General features: G+C 70.2%; 20 protein-coding genes. 13 read left to right on the top strand and 7 right to left on the bottom strand.

Annotated elements, in window-relative coordinates; translation table 11 throughout:
- Nucleotides 1-52: 52 nt before the first annotated feature.
- From ACWEQQ_RS18040 to ACWEQQ_RS18005, 8 genes are read left to right on the top strand one after another with little or no spacing between them, the layout of a single operon-like run.
- Complete coding sequence (locus tag ACWEQQ_RS18040) at nt 53-2,779, top strand: phosphoenolpyruvate synthase (RefSeq protein ID WP_452348961.1); 2,727 nt, start codon at nt 53-55, stop codon at nt 2,777-2,779.
- Nucleotides 2,776-6,387: an AMP-binding protein gene (locus tag ACWEQQ_RS18035; RefSeq protein ID WP_452348960.1), complete on the top strand. Its 3,612-nt coding sequence runs from the start codon at nt 2,776-2,778 to the stop codon at nt 6,385-6,387. The genes ACWEQQ_RS18040 and ACWEQQ_RS18035 overlap by 4 nt, the downstream gene beginning before the upstream one ends.
- The gene (locus tag ACWEQQ_RS18030; protein ID WP_452343731.1) at nt 6,384-6,665 is read left to right on the top strand and encodes a phosphopantetheine-binding protein; all 282 of its coding nucleotides are present in this window, start codon (nt 6,384-6,386) and stop codon (nt 6,663-6,665) included. The genes ACWEQQ_RS18035 and ACWEQQ_RS18030 overlap by 4 nt, the downstream gene beginning before the upstream one ends.
- Nucleotides 6,662-7,771: an SDR family oxidoreductase gene (locus ACWEQQ_RS18025; protein WP_452343732.1), complete on the top strand. Its 1,110-nt coding sequence runs from the start codon at nt 6,662-6,664 to the stop codon at nt 7,769-7,771. Before ACWEQQ_RS18030 ends, ACWEQQ_RS18025 begins: the two co-directional genes overlap by 4 nt.
- Nucleotides 7,768-8,703, top strand: a complete 936-nt coding sequence (locus tag ACWEQQ_RS18020; RefSeq protein WP_452348959.1) for a nucleoside-diphosphate kinase — start codon at nt 7,768-7,770, stop codon at nt 8,701-8,703. The genes ACWEQQ_RS18025 and ACWEQQ_RS18020 overlap by 4 nt, the downstream gene beginning before the upstream one ends.
- Nucleotides 8,700-9,704, top strand: a complete 1,005-nt coding sequence (locus tag ACWEQQ_RS18015; protein WP_452348958.1) for a ScbA/BarX family gamma-butyrolactone biosynthesis protein — start codon at nt 8,700-8,702, stop codon at nt 9,702-9,704. Before ACWEQQ_RS18020 ends, ACWEQQ_RS18015 begins: the two co-directional genes overlap by 4 nt.
- Nucleotides 9,704-10,336, top strand: a complete 633-nt coding sequence (locus tag ACWEQQ_RS18010; RefSeq protein WP_452348957.1) for a nitroreductase family protein — start codon at nt 9,704-9,706, stop codon at nt 10,334-10,336. Before ACWEQQ_RS18015 ends, ACWEQQ_RS18010 begins: the two co-directional genes overlap by 1 nt.
- The gene (locus ACWEQQ_RS18005; protein WP_452348956.1) at nt 10,333-11,280 is read left to right on the top strand and encodes a hypothetical protein; all 948 of its coding nucleotides are present in this window, start codon (nt 10,333-10,335) and stop codon (nt 11,278-11,280) included. Before ACWEQQ_RS18010 ends, ACWEQQ_RS18005 begins: the two co-directional genes overlap by 4 nt.
- A 4-nt stretch (nt 11,281-11,284) precedes the next feature.
- Here the strand turns inward: ACWEQQ_RS18005 and ACWEQQ_RS18000 are convergent, their stop codons facing one another.
- Entirely contained in the window at nt 11,285-12,064 is a 780-nt protein-coding gene (locus ACWEQQ_RS18000; RefSeq protein ID WP_452343737.1) for an ABC transporter permease, read from the bottom strand.
- Nucleotides 12,061-13,338, bottom strand: a complete 1,278-nt coding sequence (locus ACWEQQ_RS17995) for a glycosyltransferase (protein ID WP_452348955.1) — start codon at nt 13,336-13,338, stop codon at nt 12,061-12,063. The genes ACWEQQ_RS18000 and ACWEQQ_RS17995 overlap by 4 nt, the downstream gene beginning before the upstream one ends.
- 119 nt (nt 13,339-13,457) lie before the next feature.
- On the opposite strand from ACWEQQ_RS17995, the gene ACWEQQ_RS17990 reads away from it, so the two are divergent.
- Nucleotides 13,458-16,010 carry a cytochrome P450 gene (locus tag ACWEQQ_RS17990; RefSeq protein ID WP_452348954.1) on the top strand — a complete coding sequence of 851 codons (2,553 nt, stop codon included), beginning with the start codon at nt 13,458-13,460 and terminating at the stop codon, nt 16,008-16,010.
- Nucleotides 16,011-16,022: 12 nt separating this feature from the next.
- Here ACWEQQ_RS17990 and ACWEQQ_RS17985 read toward each other — a convergent pair whose 3' ends face one another.
- Nucleotides 16,023-17,240 (bottom strand): cytochrome P450 family protein, encoded by a 1,218-nt coding sequence (locus ACWEQQ_RS17985; protein ID WP_452348953.1) that lies wholly within the window; start codon nt 17,238-17,240, stop codon nt 16,023-16,025.
- A gap of 99 nt (nt 17,241-17,339) precedes the next feature.
- Here ACWEQQ_RS17985 and ACWEQQ_RS17980 point away from each other — a divergent pair, with 99 nt between their 5' ends.
- Genes ACWEQQ_RS17980 through ACWEQQ_RS17970 form a run of 3 tightly spaced genes read left to right on the top strand, consistent with a single transcriptional unit; the run spans nt 17,340 to nt 18,945 of the window.
- Entirely contained in the window at nt 17,340-17,765 is a 426-nt protein-coding gene (locus ACWEQQ_RS17980; RefSeq protein WP_452348952.1) for a hypothetical protein, read from the top strand.
- Entirely contained in the window at nt 17,759-17,986 is a 228-nt protein-coding gene (locus tag ACWEQQ_RS17975; RefSeq protein WP_452348951.1) for a helix-turn-helix transcriptional regulator, read from the top strand. The genes ACWEQQ_RS17980 and ACWEQQ_RS17975 overlap by 7 nt, the downstream gene beginning before the upstream one ends.
- The gene (locus ACWEQQ_RS17970) at nt 17,983-18,945 is read left to right on the top strand and encodes an NAD(P)-dependent alcohol dehydrogenase (protein WP_452348950.1); all 963 of its coding nucleotides are present in this window, start codon (nt 17,983-17,985) and stop codon (nt 18,943-18,945) included. The genes ACWEQQ_RS17975 and ACWEQQ_RS17970 overlap by 4 nt, the downstream gene beginning before the upstream one ends.
- Before the next feature lie 257 nt (nt 18,946-19,202).
- On the opposite strand, the gene ACWEQQ_RS17965 is transcribed toward ACWEQQ_RS17970, so the two are convergent.
- The 3 genes from ACWEQQ_RS17965 to ACWEQQ_RS17955 form a co-directional block, all read right to left on the bottom strand.
- Complete coding sequence (locus ACWEQQ_RS17965) at nt 19,203-20,204, bottom strand: alkylmercury lyase family protein (RefSeq protein ID WP_452348949.1); 1,002 nt, start codon at nt 20,202-20,204, stop codon at nt 19,203-19,205.
- Nucleotides 20,201-20,605: a MerR family transcriptional regulator gene (locus tag ACWEQQ_RS17960; protein ID WP_452348948.1), complete on the bottom strand. Its 405-nt coding sequence runs from the start codon at nt 20,603-20,605 to the stop codon at nt 20,201-20,203. Before ACWEQQ_RS17960 ends, ACWEQQ_RS17965 begins: the two co-directional genes overlap by 4 nt.
- 106 nt (nt 20,606-20,711) lie before the next feature.
- Entirely contained in the window at nt 20,712-21,551 is an 840-nt protein-coding gene (locus ACWEQQ_RS17955; RefSeq protein ID WP_452348947.1) for an alpha/beta fold hydrolase, read from the bottom strand.
- A 109-nt stretch (nt 21,552-21,660) separates the two neighbouring features.
- Between ACWEQQ_RS17955 and ACWEQQ_RS17950 the strand changes: the two genes are divergently transcribed.
- A complete protein-coding gene (locus ACWEQQ_RS17950) occupies nt 21,661-22,632 on the top strand; it encodes a helix-turn-helix transcriptional regulator (protein WP_452348946.1) in 972 nt (323 codons plus the stop codon).
- Here the strand turns inward: ACWEQQ_RS17950 and ACWEQQ_RS17945 are convergent.
- Nucleotides 22,623-23,198 carry a TetR/AcrR family transcriptional regulator gene (locus ACWEQQ_RS17945; protein WP_452348945.1) on the bottom strand — a complete coding sequence of 192 codons (576 nt, stop codon included), beginning with the start codon at nt 23,196-23,198 and terminating at the stop codon, nt 22,623-22,625. The two genes, ACWEQQ_RS17950 and ACWEQQ_RS17945, sit on opposite strands and share 10 nt — an antisense overlap.
- Nucleotides 23,199-23,248: the final 50 nt, after the last annotated feature.

Genomic DNA, 23,248 nt, shown 5'->3' with positions numbered 1-23,248 from the left:
GAACCCCTGATCTTGCTCCGGCATTCGCTGTGATCTGACTGGCCTCAGGGGGATGGGAGAGGTTGTGCGGTTGCTCGGCCCTTGGTCGGATTCGGTGGATGTCGCCGCGTACGGGGGTGGGAAGGCGCGGGGGTTGTACGCATTGGGGGAGGTGGGGGTGCGGGTGCCCGGGTGGGTGGTGCTCGGCACGGAGGTGTTCGATGGGTTCGCGAGCGCGGCGGGCCTGACCGGGGAATTGGCGGGGTTCGCGGCGGTCGGGGAGGTCGAGGCCGCGGTGGCGCGGGCCGCCGAGCTGCGCGGGGCGCTGGCGGTCGCGGAGGTGTCCGAGGCGGCGGTGGCGGTGATCGGCGAGGCCTGGGCGCGGCTCGGGCCGGAGCCGATCGCGGTGCGGTCGTCCATGTCGGCCGAGGACGGGGCGGAGGCTTCGTTCGCCGGGCAGTTCGACAGCCACCTGAACGTGCACGGTCTCGAAGCGGTGATCGCCCGGGTGCGGGACTGCTGGGCGTCGGCGTTCTCCGAGCGTGCGGTGCGATATGCGTTCGCGCACGGCCTGTCTCGCGCCTACGCGCCCGCGGTGGTGTTACAGCGATTGATCTCGGCGCGATCCAGTGGCGTGGTGTTCACACGGAATCCGATGACCGGCGCGGACGACGAGCTGGTGATCAGCGCCGTCTACGGGCTGGGGGAGGGGCTGGTCTCCGGCGCGGTCGACGCCGACTCGATGATCCTGGACCGGGACACCGGTGCGCTGATCGATATCACACTGGGGGACAAGGATATTCGTTTCGATCCCGGCGACGGGCAGGGCTGCGCGACGGTCGAGGTCGAGGCCGGCCGACGCGGCGCGCGGGTGCTGACCGACGCCGAGACCGCCGAGCTCGCCGAGATCGCCCGGAAGGTCGAAATATCGTGTGGCGCGCCACAGGACATCGAATGGGCCATCGACGACACCGGCGTGTGGCTGCTGCAGACCCGGCCGATCACCGCGACCGCGTCGACGCTGTCCGCGCGCGAGGTCGAGCTGCGTGGCGCGGGCGAGCGGGTGGGTCCCGGTGAGGCACGAATCTGGGACAACTCCAACATCATCGAGAGCTTCAGCGGCGTCACCTCACCGCTGACCTACACCACCGCCGCCGATATCTACGGCCGCGTATACCGCGGCTACGCGGCCTCCCTGGGGGTGCCGCCCGAGCAGCTGCGGCAGACCGATGCGTGGACTCCCGTGCTGCTGGGCAGCTTTCACGGCCGCGTCTACTACAACCTGCTGCACTGGTACCGTATGGTCGGCATCGCGCCCGGCTACCCGCTCAACCGGCGGGTGCTCGAGGCCGCCCTCGGCGTGGCCGAACCGCTGCCGACGGATATCGCGAAGACGCTGCGCCCCTTCGAATTCGACAGCACGGCGGCCCGGCTGCGCTCGCGGGCGCGCACCACGGTGATCTACGCGCGGCGCCTGTTCGGCATCGACGACATGGTCGAACAGTTCATGACCGACTTCTACCGGGTCTACGACGAGTACGACGCCGTGGACTACACGGCGCTGACCGGCGAGCAGGCCTACCGCTCCTATCGCACGGTGGAGGGCGACCTGGTGCGGCGGTGGGGGCCGCTCATGGTGCTCGACGCCATCCTGCTCACCCTTTCCGGCCTGATGTTCCTGCTGACCAAGCTGTTCCTGCCCAAGGCGCCGGAATGGTTCCTCTACGCCGTGGTCGGCCCGGGCGCGGATGTCGAATCCGCCGAGCCGGCCCGCGCCATGACCGAGCTCGCCCGGGTCGTGCGCGCTGATCCGGAACTGAACGACATCATCAATTCGACTGCGCCGGAGGCGATTCACGACGCGCTGCGAGTCGGCGGTCGTACCGAGTTCCTCGCCGCCCTCGACGACTATCTGGACCGCTACGGCTACCGCAGCCTCGACGAGCTGAAGCTGGAAACACCGGATCTGCGCGAGAATCCGGCCAATCTGTTCGTCATGCTGCGCAGTGCGGTCGGCCGGGTCGGCGACACCGTGACCGCGAACCGCGCCGGCGAGGCCGATGCCTACCTGGACGAGCACCTCGGCCACGGCGTCCGGCGGCGCGTCTACGAACGCCTGCGCGCCAAGGTCTCCCGCTGCGCCGCCCACCGTGAGCGGCTGCGCTTCTGCCGCACCCGCGCGTTCGGCATGGTCAAGCGCATGATCCGGGTGATGGGCCGAGATCTGGCGGCGCGCGGGGTCATCGACGAGTTCGAGGACGTCTTCCAGCTGACCGTCGAGGAACTACGCGGCTGCTACGAGGGCGCGGACACCGACGGTCTGCGCGAGGTGGTGACGGTGCGGAAGTCGCTGCGCGCCAAGGATTCCACGCTGGTGGCCCCGGCCCGCTTCCGCACCGTCGGACCGCGGCTGGGCAATGCCGAACTGGCCGAGCAGGGCTGGGTGCCGGTCACCGCGACGGCCGCGGCCACTCCCGGCACGGTGCTCACCGGAACCCCGTCGGCGGCGGGCATTGTCGAGGGGGCCGCGGTGATCGTGGACGAACCCCGCGACGTGGCCGGCGGCATCCTCATCGCCTACCGCACCGATCCGGGCTGGGTGGCGGCCCTGCCCTCGGCGTCGGCGCTGGTCATCGAACGCGGCAGCCCGCTCACCCACGTGGCCATCGTGGCACGTGAGCTGGGCGTGCCGACCGTGGTCCAGCTGCCCGGCATCACCCGCCAACTGCGCACCGGCATGCGTATTCGAGTCGATGGGGCCGCCGGCACCGTCACCGTGCTTCCCGAAGGAGACCAGTGATCGACCACGTGAACGACGAAGCGACCGTGCGCAGGTGGCTGATCGAGCCCTCGGCCGGCACCGGGCTGTACCTGGCCGACGAGGCCGACGGATGGGAGTACCGCAGCTATCGGGAGCTGGCCGACCAGGTGTGGTCGATCGCGGACCTGCTGCGGGCCGCGGGACTCGGCAGCGGTGACGGCGCGTGCGTGATCATGCCGACCGGATTCCCGTGTGTGGCGGCCTTCTACGCGGTGTGGGCGTGCGGCGGGGTGTTCACCCCGGTCGCGCCGCCCATGTTCGGCGACCTGGAGCAGATCGTCGCGCACATCGCGGGCATCGTCGAACAGGCCGCGCCCCGCCTGGTGGTCACCTCCCCGGAGTTCGAGACCTTCGTGCGCAGCGCCTGCCTCGCGGCCGGTCGCACCGACGAACCGGTGGTCGTCCATGCCGCGGCGCTGCCCGCCGCCCCCGCGACGCGCGAGCTCGCCGAGGTGTCGGAAGTGGCACTGCTGCAGTTCACCTCGGGTTCCTCGGGCGCACCGCGCGGCGTGCGGGTGAGCTGGCACAACCTGGCCAACAACATCGCCATGATCACCCGCCTCATCGACTGGCGGCCGGGCGAGACCATGGTGTCGTGGCTGCCGCTGTACCACGATATGGGCCTGGTCGGCGCGTTCCTGCAGGGCGTCACCAACCAGGCCGACCTGTACCTCATGCGCCCCGACCAGTTCGTGCGCGACCCGCTGCGCTGGCTGCGCGCCATGACCCACGCTCAGCACGCGCCGTCGCCGTCGTTCGCGCTCGGCTATGTGGCGCACCGGGTCCGGCCCGAGGAGATCGCCGGGCTGGATCTGTCGGGCTGGCGGACGCTGGCCATCGGCTCCGAACCGGTCGAGGTGGCCGATCTACAAGCCTTCGCGAATCTGACCGGCCCGCAAGGCTTCTCGATGGGCGCGTTCACCCTCGCCTACGGGCTGGCCGAGGCGACGCTCATGGTGACCTCCTCGCCCACCCGGCGGCCCATCACCGCGCTGCGGCTGGACAATCCGAATCTGCGCTTCGGCGAGGCGGTTCCGGTGCTCGAGGAGGCGATGCTCGACGACACCCACCGGGTGGCGGGTGCGGGCTGGATCACCGGGCTCGGCTTCTCCACCCCCGAATCCACCGTGACCGTGGTCGACGACGAGGGCCGGGAACTGCCCGACGGCGTCCTTGGCGAGATGGTGGTGACCGGAGACTCGGTGGCGCTGGGCTACTCCGGGGAGGCGAGCGCGACCTCGTCCACCCGCCTGGAGAACGGCCGCCTGTACTCGGGGGACGCCGGATTCCTCTACCGCGGCGAGGTTTTCGTCCTCGGCCGCATGGGCACCAGCATCAAGGTGCGCGGCCGCTCGGTGTTCATGGAGGACATCGAATCCCGGGTCGCCCAGGAAACCGGGCTCACCAAGGGCAAGCTCGCCGCCGTCGGCCTCGTCGAGGCCGGACTCCAGGGGGTCGCGCTGTTCGCCGAGACCGCGCCCGGCGACTGGATTCCGCAGGCCCGCGCCCTCATTCGCGGCCATCTCGGACCCGCCCAGACCGTGCACATCGTCACCGGGCCGCGCGGCCTCATCCGCCGGACCTCCAGCGGCAAACCCCGCCGCCGCCACATGTGGCAGCTGCTGCGGGACGGCGCCCTCGCAGGCGCGGTACTGCACGAGGCGGATACTGCTGCGGGGCAACCCACTTCCTCCGAGCCGGAAGGGGCCGCGGTCGACAAGCCACAGCCGACTGGGCTCACGCAGGTCGGCGACGCCTCGGATGGCGGATCCGAGGCGGTACCGCACCCGGCACAACCCGTGCCGCGACCCGGGATGCCCATGGACAGGCTGCGACAGCTCCTGGACAGCGCGCTGCGCTCGGTCGTCGTTCCCGCGGACGCCGCTGTCCTGTTCGAGGGCTCGCTGGCCGAGGGTTTCGGCAATGCGGGCTCGGACATCGACTTCCTGGTGGTGGCCCCCGGCGCGGACGAGCTGCCGACCCTGCCGACCGTCCTGTTCCTCGACGGCCGCCGGGTCGAGGTCCGCACCCGCTCGGTGGCCCAGCTGCGCCGCCAACTCGAGCGGGCCGCCACCGACCCGGACGAGGACGGCCTCAACCGCTGCCAGCGCTTCCTGCGCGCCACGGTCATCCGACCCGGCACGGTCGATCTGGACCAGCTGCGCGGAATCCTCACCCACGACGCCTTCACCACCCTCGTCGCCGACTGGTGGGCCAGCCGTGCCCGCCACGCCCTGGGCTACGCCATCGCCCTGCGCGCCTTCGGAGCCCACACCGAAGCCGAGGCCTGGGCCGAAGACGGCCTCCGGCAAGCCATGAAGGCATGGCTCGCCGGCCGCGGCGAAACCTACCTCGAAACCAAATGGCTGCCACAGCAACTCGATCGCACCGCCCCCGACGCGTTTATCGACCGCTATCGCGAGCTGACCCGCGCCGAAGACCGGGACGACGCGAGTAGCGAGGCCCATTCCGGGCGGCTCGCGCCGCTCGAATCGACTGAATCATCGGATTCCGGCGGGGAGATCGCTCCGACGATCCCCGCCACTGCCGACCCGGTGTCTCGGGAGCGGGTAGGTGCACGGTGGGCTGCCACGGTGGCCCTGGCCGCAGAGCTCGGGGTGGCGGGCGTCGCTGATGATCCGCACGATCTGATCTTCACGCGGCGTCCCGTCGTCACCACCTGGCCGCTGGCCGGACGTCTGCACGTGCTGCGTTCCGACAGCGAGGTTTTCGTGCTGTCCGAGGCAGGAGCCCAGGCGTGGCGCTCGGTGGTGTTCCGGCAGTCGATCCGGGATGTCATGGCGCGCGCTCCGCGCGATATCGGGGCGGAGCTGGCGGAGTTCGTCCGGCTGGGGTTCGTCGGGTTGCAGTGGCGGGGCGGCGAGGTGCTCGAACCGGCCCTGGCCATGTGCAAACCGGTGGAGGCGTATACGCCGGTGGCCGTGGTGGCGACGCCCGCGCTGGGACTTACCGGTGCGGCGCGCGGGGAGGGAATCGCGACGCTGTCGGCATTGCCCGCCCGGCGGTTCATCGGGGCCGGTCTGAATCTGGTGTGGTCCAACGTGGTGCTCGAGAACGCCCGCGAGGATCTGGTGGGCGCGGTCAAGGACGCGCAGGGCGAGGTTGCCGATGTCGCCGCGCACCGGCTCATCGCCATGAGTGTGCGAGTGCTGTTGAGCGCGTTCGGCATTCATCCGCTGCCCGCCGATGTGGATCCGGTCGGCACGGTCGCCGGTTTGCTGCCCGCGCACGCCCCCGAGCGGGACACGCTGATCGCGGAACTGGAATCTGCTGCGCGCGTGCGGTTCTCGCGCACCCTGCGAAACGGCGGCGACGCGTTGAACGATCTTGCCCGTGTCGACGCCGTCGTCGCCACGGTGCGGCGCCTGGCCGCGGATACCGGTGCGGGCCGGGACTTCCCGGCCTCTTTCGATTCCCGCGAGCAGTGGCAGCGCACCCTCACCCTCGGCTACGACTGGCTGCGGCTGGCCGGGTATCTCGACGCCGACCTGCCCCTGGACGAGGCCCGCGACCTGCTGGCCAGCGGCGGCCAGCAGCCCCACCTGCGAGAGAGCGAGCAGTCATGACCACCGAAGCCACTGTCGCCGAGCGCGTCCGGCACATCATCGCCACCATGGCCCCGCGGCCCGCCGAATTCGACGGTGCCGCCGACGCGCGGGAACGGACCGACCAGCTGCGCCTGATCGAGGACCTCGGCTTCGACTCGCTGCGGCTGATGGAATTGACCGTGGTGCTCGAACAGAGCTTCGCGCTGCCGCGCTACCGGCCCGAACAGCTGATGGGGGTGCTGCGGGTCGGCCAGGTCGTCGATCTGGTCACCCGCACCTTGGAGGTGAGCGCATGAGCGAACGGAACACCGTCCTGCTCACCGGCGCGAGCGGACTGGTCGGATCGGAAGTCGCCGCCCGGCTCAGCGCCGCCGGCCGCCCGGTAGCCGCCGTGCTGCACAGCAATTCGGATATCCGCCGCAATGACGGCAGCGGGTACGAGCCGGACCTGCGGATCACCGGTGACGTCCGGCGGCCGCTCTTCGGGCTGGACCCCGCGACGGCCGCCGATCTCGCCGGCCGGGTGGGCATCATCGTGCACTGCGCCGCCACCACCGCCTTCGACGCCACCGCCGAGACCTATGACGAGCTCAATGTGCGCGGCGCGGAGCACGCGGTCGCAGTGGCCCTCGCGTGGGACGTACCGCTGCTGCACGTGAGCACCGCCTACGTGTGCGGCCTGCGGCACGGGGTCATCCGCGAGGACGAACTGGATGCGGGCCAATCCTTCGGAAACGGCTACGAGCAGAGCAAATTGCGGGCCGAACAGGTGATCCGGGCGGCCGGGGAACGCGGTCTGCGGTGGGCGGTGGTGCGTCCGGGCATCGTCACCGGCGCGCTGGGCGACGGCGTGATCCGCGAGTACAAGAACCTCTACACCGTGGTGAAACTCATGGTCGAGGGCAAGCTGCGCACCCTGCCGGGCCGTTACGACGCCACGCTCGCCCTCGCCCCGGTCGACCACGTCGCCGATGTGATCGCCGCAGCGGTCACCGATTTCGACAGTGTCGCCGGATCCACCCTGCACGCGGTGGGCCGGGACACGCTGTCACTGCGCGAGGTCTCCGACGTGCTGGCCGAGTACCCGTCCTTCGAGGTCGCGACCTTCGTGCCGGAATCCTCCTTCCGCGCCGAGGATCTCGACCCCATCGAGCGCGAGTACTACCTGCGCATCGGCGCGCTCTACACCAGCTACTTCCAGCGCCGGCTGTCCTTCGACACCAGCAACGCGGACCGCCTGCTGGACCGGCTCCCACCGCGGACCGGGAAGGACTACCTGCGGGCGCTGCTGGACCACTGCCTGGAGTCCGGCTACCTGGGCGCGCCGCTGCCATCCATCGCGGAAACCCTGGCGCGCACCGGAATCGGCGCATCGGCACCGGGAGCGGGGGTCCGGTCGTGACGGACGACGCCCTGCGCACCCTGCTCGCCGACGCGACTCCGTCGAAGGAGAAGGTCGACGCCTACCTCACCGACACCTATGTGCTCGAGACCGTCGAGCAGGCACAGCGGCTCGGTATCGACGCCGCCGCCTTCGCCCGCGAGCACTCGCTGCTGCTGCTGAAACCGGACGCCATCGTGGCCCGGGCTGTCGAACCGACCCTGACGTGGCTGGCGGACAACGACTTCCAGGTGGTGGACGCCCGCCGCGTGGTGGTGGACCGGCATGTGGCCCGCGCCCTGTGGTACTTCGCGTGGAACATCGCCTCTCCGGAACGGCGGCGGCTGGCCGACCTGCTGGTGGGGATCTCAGACGTCCTGGTGCTCGTGGTCCGCGGCCCGGTCGCCGACCTGCCGACACCGGTGCGCCTGACCGCCGCCAAGGGCGCGACCGACCCCCGCAAACGGCAGCCCGGTGAACTGCGCTACCTGCTCGGCCGGCACAACTACCTGCTCAATCTCGTGCATTCCCCCGACGATCCCGCCGACGTGCTGCGCGAACTCGCCATCTACTTCGACGAGACCACCCGGGCCCAGGTGTTCGCCCACGCGCTCGAGGCGCGCGACCGCACCGACGCGGCCGCCGCGCTGGCCCGCGACCTCTACGACCGGGCCCCCGCCCGCAGCTTCGAGCGCTCCGACGCCATCGCCCGGCTGTGCACCGAACTGGGTTCCGCCGCAATGAAATCCCTGGACGATCGGATCTCCGCGGCCGAACCCGGCTCCGCGGCCGCCCAGGCCGCGCTGCTGGAGGTGGCGTGGTTCAGCGGCCGCGAGCTCGACCCCTGGTCGCTCATCGTGCTGGGTTCCTACGTCCTACCCATGCGCGCCGGGACCGGGTCGCAGACCCTGCGCCCGGTCAGCGCGACCGATTGGCTGGAGGCCAGACCATGACGACGACACAGCCACCCAGAACCGCGCACCCGCTCACCCGGGCCGCCGCCGTGCGCGCCACCCACCTGCGCACCATCCCGCGCGCGCTCGCGCACCGGCACGCGGTCGCCGAGGTCTTCGTGACCTCGCTGGAGGCCGAGACCTCCGGCGTCTTCGTGGCCGGCGCCCAATTGCCGCGCATGCACGGCCATTACGGCGATCACGCCGGCGCGCTGGGCCTGCACCACGACCTGATCGCGGTCATGGAGGCCGCCCGGCAGGCCTCCATCGCCGTGACCCACGAGTTCTTCGATGTGCCCACCGACCGCGCCTTCCTGGTGCGCACCTTCAACGGCACCGGCATCGACGGCGCGATCTGGGAGATCGGTTCCGCGCCCGCCGATCTCGAACTGCGGGTGCGGGCGCTGCGCGAACACCATCGGGGTGAGCGGCTGGAGGGCCTGGACCTGGTCCTCGACATCAGCTGCCGGGGAGTTCCGATGGGTTCCGTCGACGGCTCCTTCTCCTGGGTGGATCCGCGGCAGTGGGCCGCCATCCGTGCGGGTTACCGGAAACACCTGGGCCTGGGGCCCTTCGAGATTCCCGCCTCGCCGGGCGCGCGGGCCGCCGCGGCGCTGGTCGGCCGGGAGAATCCCCGCAATGTGGTGATCGGGCCGCCGGAGTCCACCCCGGGCCGGTCCCGCGCCGCGCTGGTCGCGGACACCACCCATCCGATCCTGTTCGACCATCAGCTCGACCACGTGCCCGGCAACCTGCTCATCGAGGCCTGCCGGCAGGTCGCCCTCACCACTGTGGGCCCGCACCGCCGATTGATCAGCGTGACAAGCGCTTTCGACCAGTTCGTGGAACTCGACCTGCCCGCCGTGTGCGTGGCCGAGCGCACCGACTCCGGGGTGGACGCCACCGTCGTGCACTGTGAGATCCGCCAGGCCGGCGCCGTGGCGGCCCGGATCGACCTCGAATTCGCGGGGGACCTGGCACTGGCGGAGGACGGCGACTGATGGACACCGATCTGCTGACCGGCACCCGCGCGGTCCGCAAACGCCTCGACCTGCAGCGCCCCGTCGACGACCGCGACCTGCGGGAGTGCCTGGAGATCGCGGTGCACGCGCCCAGCGGCTCGAACCGGCAGCCGTGGCGGTTCGTGGTGGTGCGCGACCCCGGACTCAAATCCCGGATCGGCGAGTACTACCGGAAGGGGTTCGCCGCCAACCTCTCCGGCCGCACACCCCGGCCGGATCAGCTGGCCGATCTGGCCTCGGGGCAGCACCTGGCCGACCACCTGGGCGAGGTGCCCGCGCTGATCGTGGTGTGCACGCTGGGCCGCCCGCCCGCCGAACCCTCGGCGCTGCGGCTGGCCAGCTTCTACGGGTCGATCTATCCGGCGGTCTGGAATCTCCAGCTGGCCTTGCGCGCACGCGGACTCGGATCGACGCTGACCACAGCGCATCTGGCCTACGAGCGTGAAGTCGCCGAGCTGCTGGGCATTCCGTTCGAGGAGGTCACCCAGGTGGCCATGCTGCCGGTCGCGCACCTGCTGCCGGGCGGCGGCAAACCCGTGCGCCGCACACCCGCCGCGGAACTGACCGGCTGGGACGGCTGGCCGACGCCGGGGGAGGTGGCGGCGCCGTGACCGATCTCGCCGAAATCCCTTCCCGCACCGGCCTTCTCACCTCGGCGGGCCGGATCGCACGGTTCACCAAGGTGATGTACAAGCCGCACTATCTGCTGTACGGCATCCTCTGGGTGCTGGCCCTCGAAGGGACGGCGGCACTGCTGACGCAGCCGGGCGTCGCCTGGCATCCGACCGGCGCGACCGCCGCCCGTATCGGCATCGTCGCGATCGTGCTGCTGTACCTGCGCATGGTCGACGAGCAGAAGGACCTCGAGTACGACCGGGTGCACAATCCGGACCGGCCGCTGGTCACCGGAGCGGTGAGTGCGCTCGAATTGCGCAGTGCCATGGGGGTGATCGCGGTGGTTTCCATCTTGGGCAGCCTCGCGTTGTCGGTGCGCTCGGCGGTGGCCATCGCGGCAGTGCTCGCGTACGGCCTGATTCTCTGGGCGCTGGAACAGCTTTCGGAGACGGTGCGGACCGATATCATGCTCAACCTCGTGGTCACCTATCCGGTGCAGCTGCTGGTGACCGCGTATGTCGTGCTGTCGGCCATCGACACCGGCGAGGCGGCGCCTCACGGCCGGGTCGCGGTGGTGGCCGTCGTGTTCGCCGGAGCCTTCCTGCAATTCGAGTTCGCCCGCAAGACCTCGCGCAGCGTGCGGCCGGGGGAGATGTACTACTCGAACGCGCTCGGTGCACTCGGTAGCGCCGGGGCGTCGGTACTGTGCGCACTGGCGGCGGCGGTGGGTGAGATCGCCGTCGCAAAGCCGTGGGAGTGGCACGGCGTGGCCGCAGTCGTCGGCTGGATTCCCTTGGCACTCACGCTGATCCCGGCGATCGGGGCATGGCGGTTCGTGCGGTCGCGGGACGACGAGTACCCGGTGCTGCCCGCGGTCCTGTTCATCCTCACCCTGTACCTGACGCTGATCGCGCAGGCGGCGGTGGCCACCCGCGGCTGACCGATCAGCGATAGGACAAACGCCGGAAGGACACGGCGGCGCAGGCTAATCCGACCACCGCGATGGCCAGGCACCACAGCACCGCCGCCGGCGCCCGATCGGCGGCGGTGCCGTCCAGCAGCGCGCGCACGGTGTCGACCACCGGGGTCGCGGGCTGCCGGTCGGCGATACCGCGCAGCCAGCCCGGCATGGTGCGGGTCGGCACGAACGCGCTGCTGACATACGGAATGAACGTGATCGCGTAGGTGAGCCCGCCCGCCGCCTCGGGATTGCTCGCCGCCATGCCCAGCGCCACCGCGACGGCCGTGATCGCGATCACGAACAGCGCGATCAGCGCGGCCGCGCCCAGCCAGCCCAGCGGCCCCGAACCCGGCCGATAACCCAGTGCCACCGCGACACCCACCGCGATGGCGATGGCCGCCATGGTGCGCACGAGGCCCTCGCTCAGATGCCCCGCCGACAGTGCCTGCCGGAACATCGGCAGCGTCCGGAAGCGGTCCATACTGCCCCGCGTCATATCGGTGCACACGCTGGTCGCGGTGATCGACGCGCCGAAACCCGTGCACAGCAGCATGATTCCCGGCACCACATAGTTCAGGTACGACCCGCCGACCTCGATCGCGCCGCCGAACACGTAGGTGAACAGCAGCATCATCAGAATCGGCATGGTCAGCGAGATGACCAGCGTGTCCGTGCTGCGCAGGGTCCGGCGGGCGCAGCGCCGGAACATGACCAGGGTGTCGGGGACGAAATGGCGTACCGCCGTGAGCATGGGAGCGGTCACCGGGCGGCGGCCTCGATGAGATCCGCGGTGTGCCCGGCCACCCCGGTGGTCCGCAGCGTCGCCGCGAAGCCCTCGACCCGCTGCCGGGTCCGGGCGTTCAGCAGCGGCGCCAGCGCGCCCGCCAGGCGGTCGGCGGTCATGGCGGTGAACGGAAGATGTGCGCCCACACCGAGTTTCTCCACCTGCCCGCCCCACATGGGCTGCTCGAACGACACCGAGCACACCACCGTGGGCAGTCCGGCCCGCAGGCTCTCGAACAGGGTGCCGATGCCGCCGTGGTGCACGGCGGCCGCGCAGTGGGGGAAGATCAGGTCGTAGGCGAAATTGCCGACCAGCTTGATCCGGTCGCCCGTCACGGTGTTCGCGACATCCAGGTCGCTCCACCCCGCGTGCACCAGGGCGCGCACCCCGAGCCGGGTGGACACCTGTTCCACCATGGCGAACACGGCCGCGGCATCGCGAATCGGCATGCTGCCGAAGCCGAAGAACACCGGCGGCTCGCCCGCCTCCACCCAGGACAGAATGTCGTCGTGGCTGCCCGACAGTTCGCCGACCGCCGCGCGGGTGGCGTGATCCAGGGTCAGGAAGCCGGTGAAGGGGCGGCGGTCGTCCCATTGCTCCGGCAGGTTCGGCACCAGGGCAGGATCGTAGATCTGGATCTCGGGCACCCGCGCCCGCGCCAGCGCCGCGGCCGGGCTGGTGTACGACTTCGGCAGCCCCAGCATGCCGCGCAGCTCGTTGAGGTAGCGCAGGAACACCACGCGGCGCAGGTTCTCGGCCAGCAGCCAGGTGGCCCGATTGACCGGGGCGGGCGGATTCCAGTGTGCGGGAAGCAGACCGGGGAACGGGTAGGCGCTGTTCATCCGTGCCGGGTAGTAGTGCAGGCTGACCAGCGGCACGCCCATGGCCTCCGCGATCGAGGACGCCCGATCCTCGGTGACGGTGCTGGCCACGATCAGATCGGCCTTCGCGCACACGTCGATGACCTCGCGGTTCATCCGCTCGCCGTACTCGGCCATCTGCTTGCCGACCAGCTGCATCAGCCGCAGCGTGTTGCCCGCGGCCAGCGCCCGCTGGCCCTCGTCGGAGCTGTAGAGCCGCTGCACGTCCGGTCCGCAGGCCTGCGCGGGAAGGCCTGCGGCGGTGACGAATTCGACCAGATTCGGCGGCGCGCCGATGAGCACCTCATGGCCGCGGCGCTGCAATTCGACGCCCAGGCCCACGATCGGGTGCACATCGCCCCGGGTTCCGGTCAGCGGTATCGCGATGCGCATGCGGCCTCTCTCGGCGTGGGGACGGGATCCCTTGACCCTGGGGTGCTCTGCGGGCCGGCGTCCAGACCTAGGAAATGTGGGCATTTCACTGAGGGGCGGCGCTGCGTAGGGTTGCGCTGATGCACATCGCCATGTTCGTGGACTACCACCCGGCCTCGCTCGGCGGGGTGCAGACCGCCGTCACCGGGCTGCGCCGCGGACTCGAACGCGCCGGGCACCGGGTCACCGTGTTCACCGTGCCCGATCCGGCGGCCGCGCCCGACCCGGATGTCGTTGCGCTGCAACCGCTGCCGGTTCCGGCCGTGAACGGATTCGCGGTCGTCGCACCGACCCGGCGCAATGCCGCGCTCATCGACGCCGAATTCGCCGCTCGTGGACCGATCGATATCGTGCATACCCAGAGCACCTACGGCGTCGCCATCGCGGGCATGAAAGCCGCACGGCGGCACCGGATTCCGCTCGTGCACACCGCGCAGAGCCGCGACGACGCCTTCATCGAGCACACCTCGCCCGCGCCCTACGCCACCGCGCTGGCGCTGCGCGGGTTGCACGGCCGCTATGTGCCGCACGACCATCACATGCCGCACCGGGCCGGGGAATCGGCCGCCGCCCGGCACGCCTGGTGGACGATCAGCGGACAGGCCCAGGCCGCCGACCAGGTGATCGCGCCGACCCGGTACTTCGCCGACCTGCTGCTCGCGCACGGTCTCACCCGCCCGATCACCGTGGTGTCCAACGGCGTCGACGACGCGCTGCTCGACGCGCGCACCGCCGTGACGCGCCCCGCGGACGGGCCGCTGCGGCTGGTGTGGTGCGGGCGGCTGTCGGGGGAGAAGCGGCTGCTGGAAGCCATCGAGGCGGTGCGGCGCGCCGACAACTGCGTGCTCGACATCTACGGCGAGGGCGACCTGCACGGCGCGGCCGTCGGACGCATCGTGGAACGGCGGCTCGGCGAGCGAATCCGGTTGCACGGCAGGGTGAGCCAGGCGGCCTGCCTCGACGCCATGGCCGCGGCGGACGCACTGCTGTTCCCCTCCAATGGATTCGACACTCAGGGCATGGTGCTGCTCGAGGCCACCGCCGTCGGACTACCGGTGGTGTACTGCGATCCCGATCTCGCCGAATCAGTGCCCGCGGGCATCCGGTCGGCGGATCCGTCGGTCGAGGCGCTGAGCGAGACCCTCGCCAAGCTGGCGGCGGACCGCTCGGTGCTCGCCGCACTGCGGGCGCAACTGGCCGGACAGGCCGACACCGTGCGCCAATCACACCAGATCGCACGGGTATTGGAGGTCTACCGGGACGCCGGTGCCGGGTTGGCCGCCGCGCCGCCGCCCGTCATGCCGCGGAGCCTGGCGGACATCCCCACCGCCCCGGGCAGCGTGCCGGTGCTCGGGCACAGTCTGCGCGCGCTCACCGACGCACCCGGCTTCGTGACCTCGCTGCCCGCGCTCGGGCCGATCGTGCGCGTGCACTTCGGCCGCCAGACGGGCTACGTGCTCACCACCCCGGACCTGCTGCGCGAGGTCAATCTCAGCGACGCCGAATTCGAGCGGGAGGACCTGCGCGAGGCCATCGACGATATCGCCGGCGGGGCGGTCAATGTGCTGCGCGGGCCCGAACACCGGTTGCGCCGCCGGATGATCTCGCCCGCGCTGCGGCAGAGCCGACTGGCCGAATATGCCGAAGCCGCAGCCGATATCGCCAATGCCTGGGCCGCCGCACTGCCGGTCGGTCAGCGGGTGAATCTCATGGACGAGGCGCACGGACTGGTGCTCGATACCGTGTCGGCGACCCTGTTCACGGCCGACTTCGGTGACAGTGCGCGCCGCGAGATCCGCGACAGTGTGCCGTGGCTGCTCAGTCAGGTCATCGTGCGCACCGCACTGCCGCCGCAGCTGCGCAGGCTGCGGGTCATCGCGAACTACCGGTGGCGCAGCAAGTCCCGGCACCTGCGCGCCGCCGTGGGGGCGGTGGTGAGCGAATACCGCAGGCGCGACGAGGATTTCAACGATGTGGTGTCGGCGCTCATCCGGCACACCGACAGCGAGACCGGGGCGCGCCTGTCCGACGACCACATCATCGACGAAGCCATCCTCATGCTCGCCGGCGGCGTCGGATCCATGGCGTCGCTGACCGGGTGGCTGTGGCACGAGGTCAGCCTGCGACCGGCCATCGCCGAACGCCTGTACGCGGAACTGGACGCCGTGGTCGGCACCGGTGACGTGCGGCCCGAACACCTGGCCGCCATGCCGTACCTGAAACAGGTCGTCTCCGAGACCATTCGATTCTGGGGACCCTGGATCAGCGCCGCCAACGCCAGCGCCGACCTGACCGTCGGGGACGTCACCATTCCGGCGGGGGCCGCGATCATGTTCAGCCCCTACATGGTTCAGCACGACCCGCGCTGGTTCACCCACCCCGAATCCTTCGATCCGGAACGCTGGTCCGCCGAGAACGCCGCCGACACCGCCAAGAAGGCGATGATCTCCTTCGGCGTCGGCCGCCGTCGCTGCCTCGGCGACCACTTCGCCATGCTCGAAATCGCGCTGGCCTCGGCGGCGCTGCTGTCCCGCTGGCGGATCACCCCGGTGCCGGGACACCGGGTGCGGGCCTCGAACCGGGATTTCGTGCTCTCTCCGTCGGCGCTGCCGGTCACCCTGCGGGCCCGCTGACCCCGGCGGGTACTACAGCAGCACCGGCAGTTCGTGCAGCCCGTGCATGAGGGTGCTCGGATGCCAGGCGAGCGCCTCGGCGGCCGGTGACAGGCGCAGGTCCGGGAACCGGGACAGCAATGCGGCGAAGGCGACCCGCGCTTCCAGGCGGGCCAGCGGGGCGCCGACACAGAAGTGGATACCGTGGCCGAAGGCCAGATGGCCGGTGGTGTCGCGGGCGGGATCCAGGGCGTCGGGGGCCGGATAGCGGTCGGCGTCGCGGTTGGCGGCGGCCAAGGCGACGAAGACGAATTCGCCCTCGGGGATGTCCGTGCCCGCGATGGTGACCGGTTCGGCCGTGTGCCGGATGGTGCTCATGTTCACCGGGCCGTCGAAGCGCAGGAATTCCTCCACCGCAGCGGGAATCGCCTCGGGGTCGGCGCGCAGGGCCCGCAGCTGCGCCGGATTGCGGAGCAGGGCGAGAGTGCCGTTGGCGATCAGATTGACGGTGGTGTCGTGCCCGGCGACCAGCAGCAGGAAGGCCATGCCGACCTGCTCGGACTCGGTGAGGGCATCGCCGTCGTCGGCGGGAACGGCCAGCGCGGACAGCAGATCGGCGGCGGGTTCCACCGCCTTCGCCCGCACCAGCTGGGTGAGGTAGGCCGCCATGGCCTCGGAGGCGCGGGCCCGGTCCTCGTCCAGGCCCGCGACCGCGACCAGCGCCCGGGTCCACTCCTGGAAGTCCGCACGATCGCCGAGCGGCACACCGAGCAGCTCGCAGATCACCGTGATCGGCAGCGGCTCGGCGAATTCGCGCAGCAGGTCCACTTCGGAGCGGCCCTCCAGGGCATCCAGCAGCGAGCCGGTGATCTCCTCGATGCGCGGGCCCAGCGCGGCCACCCGGCGCGGGGTGAAAGCCCGGGTCACCAGTTTCCGCAGCCGGGTGTGGCCGGGCGGATCGGTGTTGAGCATGTGGGATAGCAACGCCAGCATATTCGGATCCGACTGCGGCACACCGCGTTTGCTGCTGAGCAGTGCGTCGCTGACCGCGGCCGCCTTCTGCAGGCGCGGATCGGAGAGTGCGGCGCGGCCCGCGGCGTAGTCGAGGATGACCCAGCGGATCACTCCGTCGGGGAACCGGACTCGCCGCACCGGCCCGTGCTCGCGCCAGCGCCGGTAGTGGGCGTGCGGATCGGCGAAGAACTCCGGGCTGATGGATTCGATCCGGTCCGGGGCTTCGATATCGGCCATACCGCGACCCTAGTCGATGGAATCGATTGCGGCGAACGACAATTCGTCGAAATGTAAAAAATTCTGTACATGAAGTCGTGTTTTCTTTACACTGGGTGCATGCCCTACGAGGAGAAGCGAACCTGGATCCTGGGTGTCGCGGCCGTGGTCTCGTACGTGATCTATCTGATCGTCGTGCTGGCGCGTGCGCGGCACATCGCGGTGGTGGACGTGGCCTATGTCGAGCCACTGCTGTGGACGGTCGGCGGGTCCATCGTGGTCTCGATCGTGGCCAGTATCGCCGTGGCCATCGGGTCACGAGATCGGGACCGCCGGGATCAGCGCGACCGTGAAATCGACATGCGTGGAACGCAGGCCGGCAATGCCTTCGTCGTGCTCGGCGCGGTCACCGCGCTGGTACTGGCCATGGCCAACGGCGACCGATTCTGGATCGCGAATGCGATCTACCTGGGCTTCACGCTCTCCGCGGTGGTGGGCGCGGTCGCCAAGCTCGTCGCCTACCGGCGGGGGACCTGGCCATGGTGAAGCCGACCAGGGTCACCAACAACATTCGCGCGCTGCGCTTCTCGCACGGCGAGATGACACAGGCCGAACTGGCGGACCGGCTCGGGGTGACCCGGCAGACCGTCAATGCCATTGAACAGGGCAAGTACTCGCCATCGCTGGAGATGGCGTTCCAGATCGCCCGGGTGTTCCGTGCACCACTGGACGAGATCTTCGAGTATCCGGAAGAAGACCAGTCATGAAGGCTATTGCGCAGGACGCGTACGGCACCGTCGACATGTTGTTCTATGCCGACATTCCCACGCCCGACACCGGGCAGGACGGCGTGCTCGTCCGCGTGCGCGCCGCGGGTGTGGATCCCAGCGTCTGGCATTTCATGACCGGCGAGCCACGGATCGCCCGGCTGGCGCTCGGGCTGCGCGCGCCCCGGGAACGGGTCCGCGGCTGGGATGTCGCGGGCGTCGTCGAGGCGGTCGGGTCGCAGGTGACCGAATTCCGGCCCGGTGACGAGGTTTTCGGCACCGTCCCCGGCTCCTACGCCGAATTCGCCTGCGCCCCCGCCGTGAAACTCCAGCGTAAACCCGCCAATCTGAGCTTCGAACAAGCCGCGGCCCTGCCGATCTCCGGCATGACCGCGCTCACGGGCCTGCGCGACGCGGGCCGCATCGAGGCCGGCCAGCGCGTGCTGATCATCGGCGCGTCGGGCGGCGTCGGCCACCTCGCGGTCCAGCTCGCCAAGCACTACGGCACCGAGGTCACCGGCGTCTGCTCGGGCGCGTCCACCGCCTTCGTCGCTGACCTCGGCGCCGACCACGTCATCGACTACACCACCGAAACCCTCACCGGCCATTACGATCTCATCCTCGACATGGCCGGGAACCGTCCCCTCCCACTGCTGCGCTCCCTCCTCACCGCCACCGGAACCCTGGTGCTCGGCGGCGGCGAAGGCGGCGGCCGCTGGTTCGGCGGCCTCGGCCGCTCCGTCCGCGCCCAACTCCTCTCACCCTTCACCCGCCACCGCCTGCGCTCCCTCCTGGCCCTCCCCAAACCCGAAACCCTCTGCACCCTGGCCGAACTCGCCACCGCAGGCGCGCTGACTCCCCGCATCGACCGAACCTTCGCCCTCCCCGAAGCCACGGCCGCCATCACCTACCTGGCCGCCGGACACTCCACGGGCAAGTCCGTGATCGTGGTCGGCTGACGCGGAGACGCGCGAACCCCCGCCGCCGCGTGCGGCGAGGGGGTTCACGAAATCGAAGGGCCCGCTGTTACAGCGGCATCGGGCCGGACGAGCCCGACGAGGCCCAGGACCAGCCGGCGTTGATGCGGGCCAGGATCAGGTTGACGATGTCGAGGACGGTTGAACCCATCGGTGTTTCCTCAGTGCTCGGGGTGGGTTGACGGTGCGGAGCGTGGTCGAGGGATTCTGGGAGCGATATGGGTTGGCGCAAAGGTGAATTAGCACTGGAGCTGGGTGCCGAAGATGTCGTTGCCGAGTCGGTGGGCGGCAGGCAGATCGAGGATCGTGCCGTCGAGGTGGGGATGGGCCTCGGACCAGCGTTCGGCGGACTCGCGGTCGGTGAAGAAGTTGAGGTCGTTGCAGCAGGAGTCTGCGGAGGGGCCCTCGCCTGCTCGGGCGCCGAGGAAGACGACCGTGGTGGTCGGGTGAGCGGTGAGTTCGCCTGCGTGGATGGTTATTTCGATGGGGTCGGCGGTCGTCGGGTCCGCCGAAGTGATGACGGTATCGGTGCCGAGCATCGCGGGCATACCGAGTGCGTCGACCGCGCACATTGCGTAAACCGTTGCGCCGTTGATGATTCGAACGCGGTGTGGGGTCGGCGAGGTCGAGAACGGATAGGCCGAGGCGATAGCGCCGGCGGCATCGAGACGGATCACGTCCGCTTCATGTAGGCGAGCCAGGACCGATGCGGCGGAGGCGTCGAATCGCGCGGCGATGTGGGCCAGCTCCGTTGCACTCGGTGGTCGGCCCGTGGCGGCGAAGCCGCGCAGAACGGCCTGGTGGATAGCCTTTTCGGCGGGGTCCGCCGGTTGTGCGGTGCTGCGCCAGGTCGTGAGTCCGGACGCGGGGGCGCCCCCGGTCTCCGAGGGTGCGCAGCAGTCGCCGGTAGCCCGGGAGTCCTCCGGCGTATCGATCGACTCGAGTTGCAGGGCAGCGCGGAGAGCGCCGACTGTCGGGGCACCGTCCATGCCACCGGATTCGGACCGGTACAGGCGGCACGAGACACTCGGGACCTGGCCCGGCACAGCGAACGGGTCGACGCCATCGACCAGCAGCGTGGGCGACCCGGCCATGCCCGCCACGGCCGCTTCGTCCGGGTCGTCGATGACCCGGTGACTGATCTCGAGCACGATCCGACGGTCCGCAGTCGCCCGCCGGAGGCGATCCTCCAGCAGTGCCACGCTCGGGCAGTCCGGAACCTGCAGTATCTCGAGCTTCACGACCGATCTCCCTTCTCGTGCAAGGTCTCCAGCAATGAGCAGCAGCGGTCCTCGCGCGGGCGCTCACAGGTCGCCACCAGCTCGGCCAGCGATTGCCGCATGCGTTGCAGGTCGGCGATGCGCTCGGCGAGCAGGGTCATCCTCGACTCGGCCAGCTCCCGCGCCGTATCGCAGTCCTCGGGGCCGCCCGCGGCGAGCTGCAGCAGCACCTCGACCTCGTCCAGGCTGAACCCGTGATCCTGCGCCCGCTTGACGAACCGGACCGTCGCCACCGCGTCTGCGGGATACGCGCGGTACCCGCCCGCCGAACGCGGCGGTTCCGCCAGCAGACCTCGCCGCTCGTAATACCGCAGGGTCTGCACGTTCACGCCCGCGCGGGCGGCCACCTCGCTGCTGCGCATACCGCCATTCTCAACCCTGTACCCGGGTACAGAGTCAAGAGTGGGGCGTGGGCCGCGGCTGCCGGATCGGTGTGGAGCGGGCGGCGGCCGGGCTGGAGCGAATTCGCTACGCCGAGGCGGGAACCAAGGACGTCGCGAAGGCGAGGAGGTCGCGGGTCAGGCGTTCCGGGTGGGTCAGGTAGAGGCCGTGCGGGGCGTTTTCGTAGATGACGAGCTCGCTGTCCGGGACGAGGGCGGCTTGGCGGCGGCCGCCGAAATCGAGTGAGATCGAGGCGTCGGAGTCGCCGTGGATGATCAGTGTCGGGACGGTGATGGTGCGCATCTCGGCGCGGAAGTCCGTTTCGACCACCGTGCGGTTGCATTCGATGGTCGCCCACATCGATGTTCCCGCAATGGATTGCAGGACGCGGTCGCGGGCGATCGCGGAGACCTCGCAGCCGGGGAGGCCGGCACCGATGTAGGGGTCGGCATTGTCGGTGAGCCAGCGGTCCTGATGGTGGTGCCAGGAGTCGCGGAGGGCATCGGCGGCCGCGCGCGGGGCGCCGTCCGGGTTGTCGTCGGTGGCCAGCAGGAACGGCAGCGCGGCCGCGACCAGCGCGATGCGATCCACCCGGGCGCTGCCGTGGCGGGTCAGATAGCGGACGATCTCGCCGCCGCCCATGGAATGGCCGACCAGCAGGAGATCACGCAGGTCCAGGTGGTCGATCAGGTCGGCGACATCATCGGCGAGGGTGTCGTAGTCGTAGCCGTGCCCCGGGTCATCGGAGCGGCCGTGGCCGCGGCGGTCCAGGGCGATGGTGCGGAAGCCGCGCTCGGCCAGATCGGCCATCACACCCCGCGGTTCGGTGCTGTCCATCCCGGCCGCCGCCAGGAACAGCACCGGGCGGCCGGTGCCCCAATCGCGGTAGAACAGCGAGGTGCCGGTGCGGGTTTCGACGAAAGGCATTGTGGTGTCTCCTCATTCGATGGTCGGACGGGGTCCGTTCGGAACGAGGAGGACCGTATGTCGGCTTCACTGACATCTAGTGTCAGTGGATTCGGGCAGAATTTCCGACATGCGCGCCAGCCGTCTCATGTCGATCCTGTTGCTGTTGCAGACACGCGACCGGGTCACCGCCCAGGAGATCGCCAGCCAGCTGGAAGTCTCGATCCGTACCGTCTACCGCGACATGGAATCCCTCTCCGCCGCCGGCATCCCCGTCTACGGCGATCCGGGCCACGACGGCGGCTACCGCCTCCTCGACGGCTTCCGCGCGAAGCTCGAGCTGCTGACCACCGACGAGGCCGGATCCCTGTTCTTCGCCGGACTCCCCAGCGCCGCAGCCGATCTCGGACTCGGTGCCATCGTCACCGCCGCCAACCTCAAGGTCATGTCCGCCCTGCCCCCGGAACTGCGCGATCGGGCGGGCCGCGTCGCCGAACGCTTCCACCTCGACGCCCCCGGCTGGTACAGCGAAGCCGAGCCGACGCCCCACCTCACCACTGTCGCCGACGCCGTCTGGAACGAACGCACCCTGCGCTTCACCTACATCCGCTGGGCCACACCACATCTGGTCACCCGCACCACCGAGCCGCTCGGGCTGGTGCTCAAATCCGGCAACTGGTACCTGGTGGGCCACACCGCCACCGACCTACGCACCTACCGCATCTCCCGGATCATGGAACTCGAGGTCCTCGCCGACCCCGTATCCCGTCCACCCGACTTCGACCTCGTCGCCTACTGGACCACCTACCTGGAATCCTTCGACCAACGCCGCCACCACCATTCGGCCCTGATCCGCGTCACCGCCGAAACCTTCGACCGCCTACCGGAACTCCTCGACCCCGCCACCGCGCAGGCCGCCCGCGACTCGGCCACCGACCCCACCTCCACCGGCCACCGCGACATCCGCCTCCCCATCGAATCCATCGACCGCGCCATCCCCGACCTGCTCCGCCTCGGCGCCGGCGCGGAAGTCCTCGCCCCCGAAGACCTCCGCCACCGCATCGCCACCGAAACCGCCGCCATGGCCCGCCGCTATGTATAGGACGGCCAGTTCGACAACGTCTGGTGCAGCGCTTCGACAATGTGCGGCCAGGAGTCGCCGGGGGAGCGTGAGTGGGCGAAGCCGCCGGCCGACTCGAGCGTGGCGAATCCGTGAAAAGTACTGCGCAGCAGGCGAGCCGCGTCCAGCCCCTCGGATTCCCCCAACCCGTACCCGCGCAACAGCGCCGCCGTCAGCTCGACACTGCGCAGCAGCGCCGGCTCATCCGCCACCTCGGCCGGATCCATCCGAATCTGCGTGGCCGCATAGCGTTCCGGATATTCGAGCACATAGGCCCGATACGCGTCGGCGAACGCCACCAACGCCTCCCGCCCCGAACGGCCGAGAACGGCCGCCCCGATCCGCTCGTTCAGCTCCGCACTGGCCAGCAGCGCCACCCGCACCCGCAGATCCTGCAACCCCCGCACGTGCACATACAAACTCGGATCCTTCACCCCCACCCGCTTTGCCAGGGCCGACAGCGTGAGCTTCTCGAACCCGATCTCATCGACCAGTTCAGCCGCCGCCCCGACCACCCGCTCCGTCGTCAACCCAACCCGCGGAGACATCCGCCCTCCTTCCTACGCCCACTGAGCCGAAACCTAGCATCCATAGGGCC

Source organism: Nocardia sp. NPDC004123 (assembly GCF_053603795.1).
This window is presented reverse-complemented; position numbering and strand designations above follow the sequence as displayed.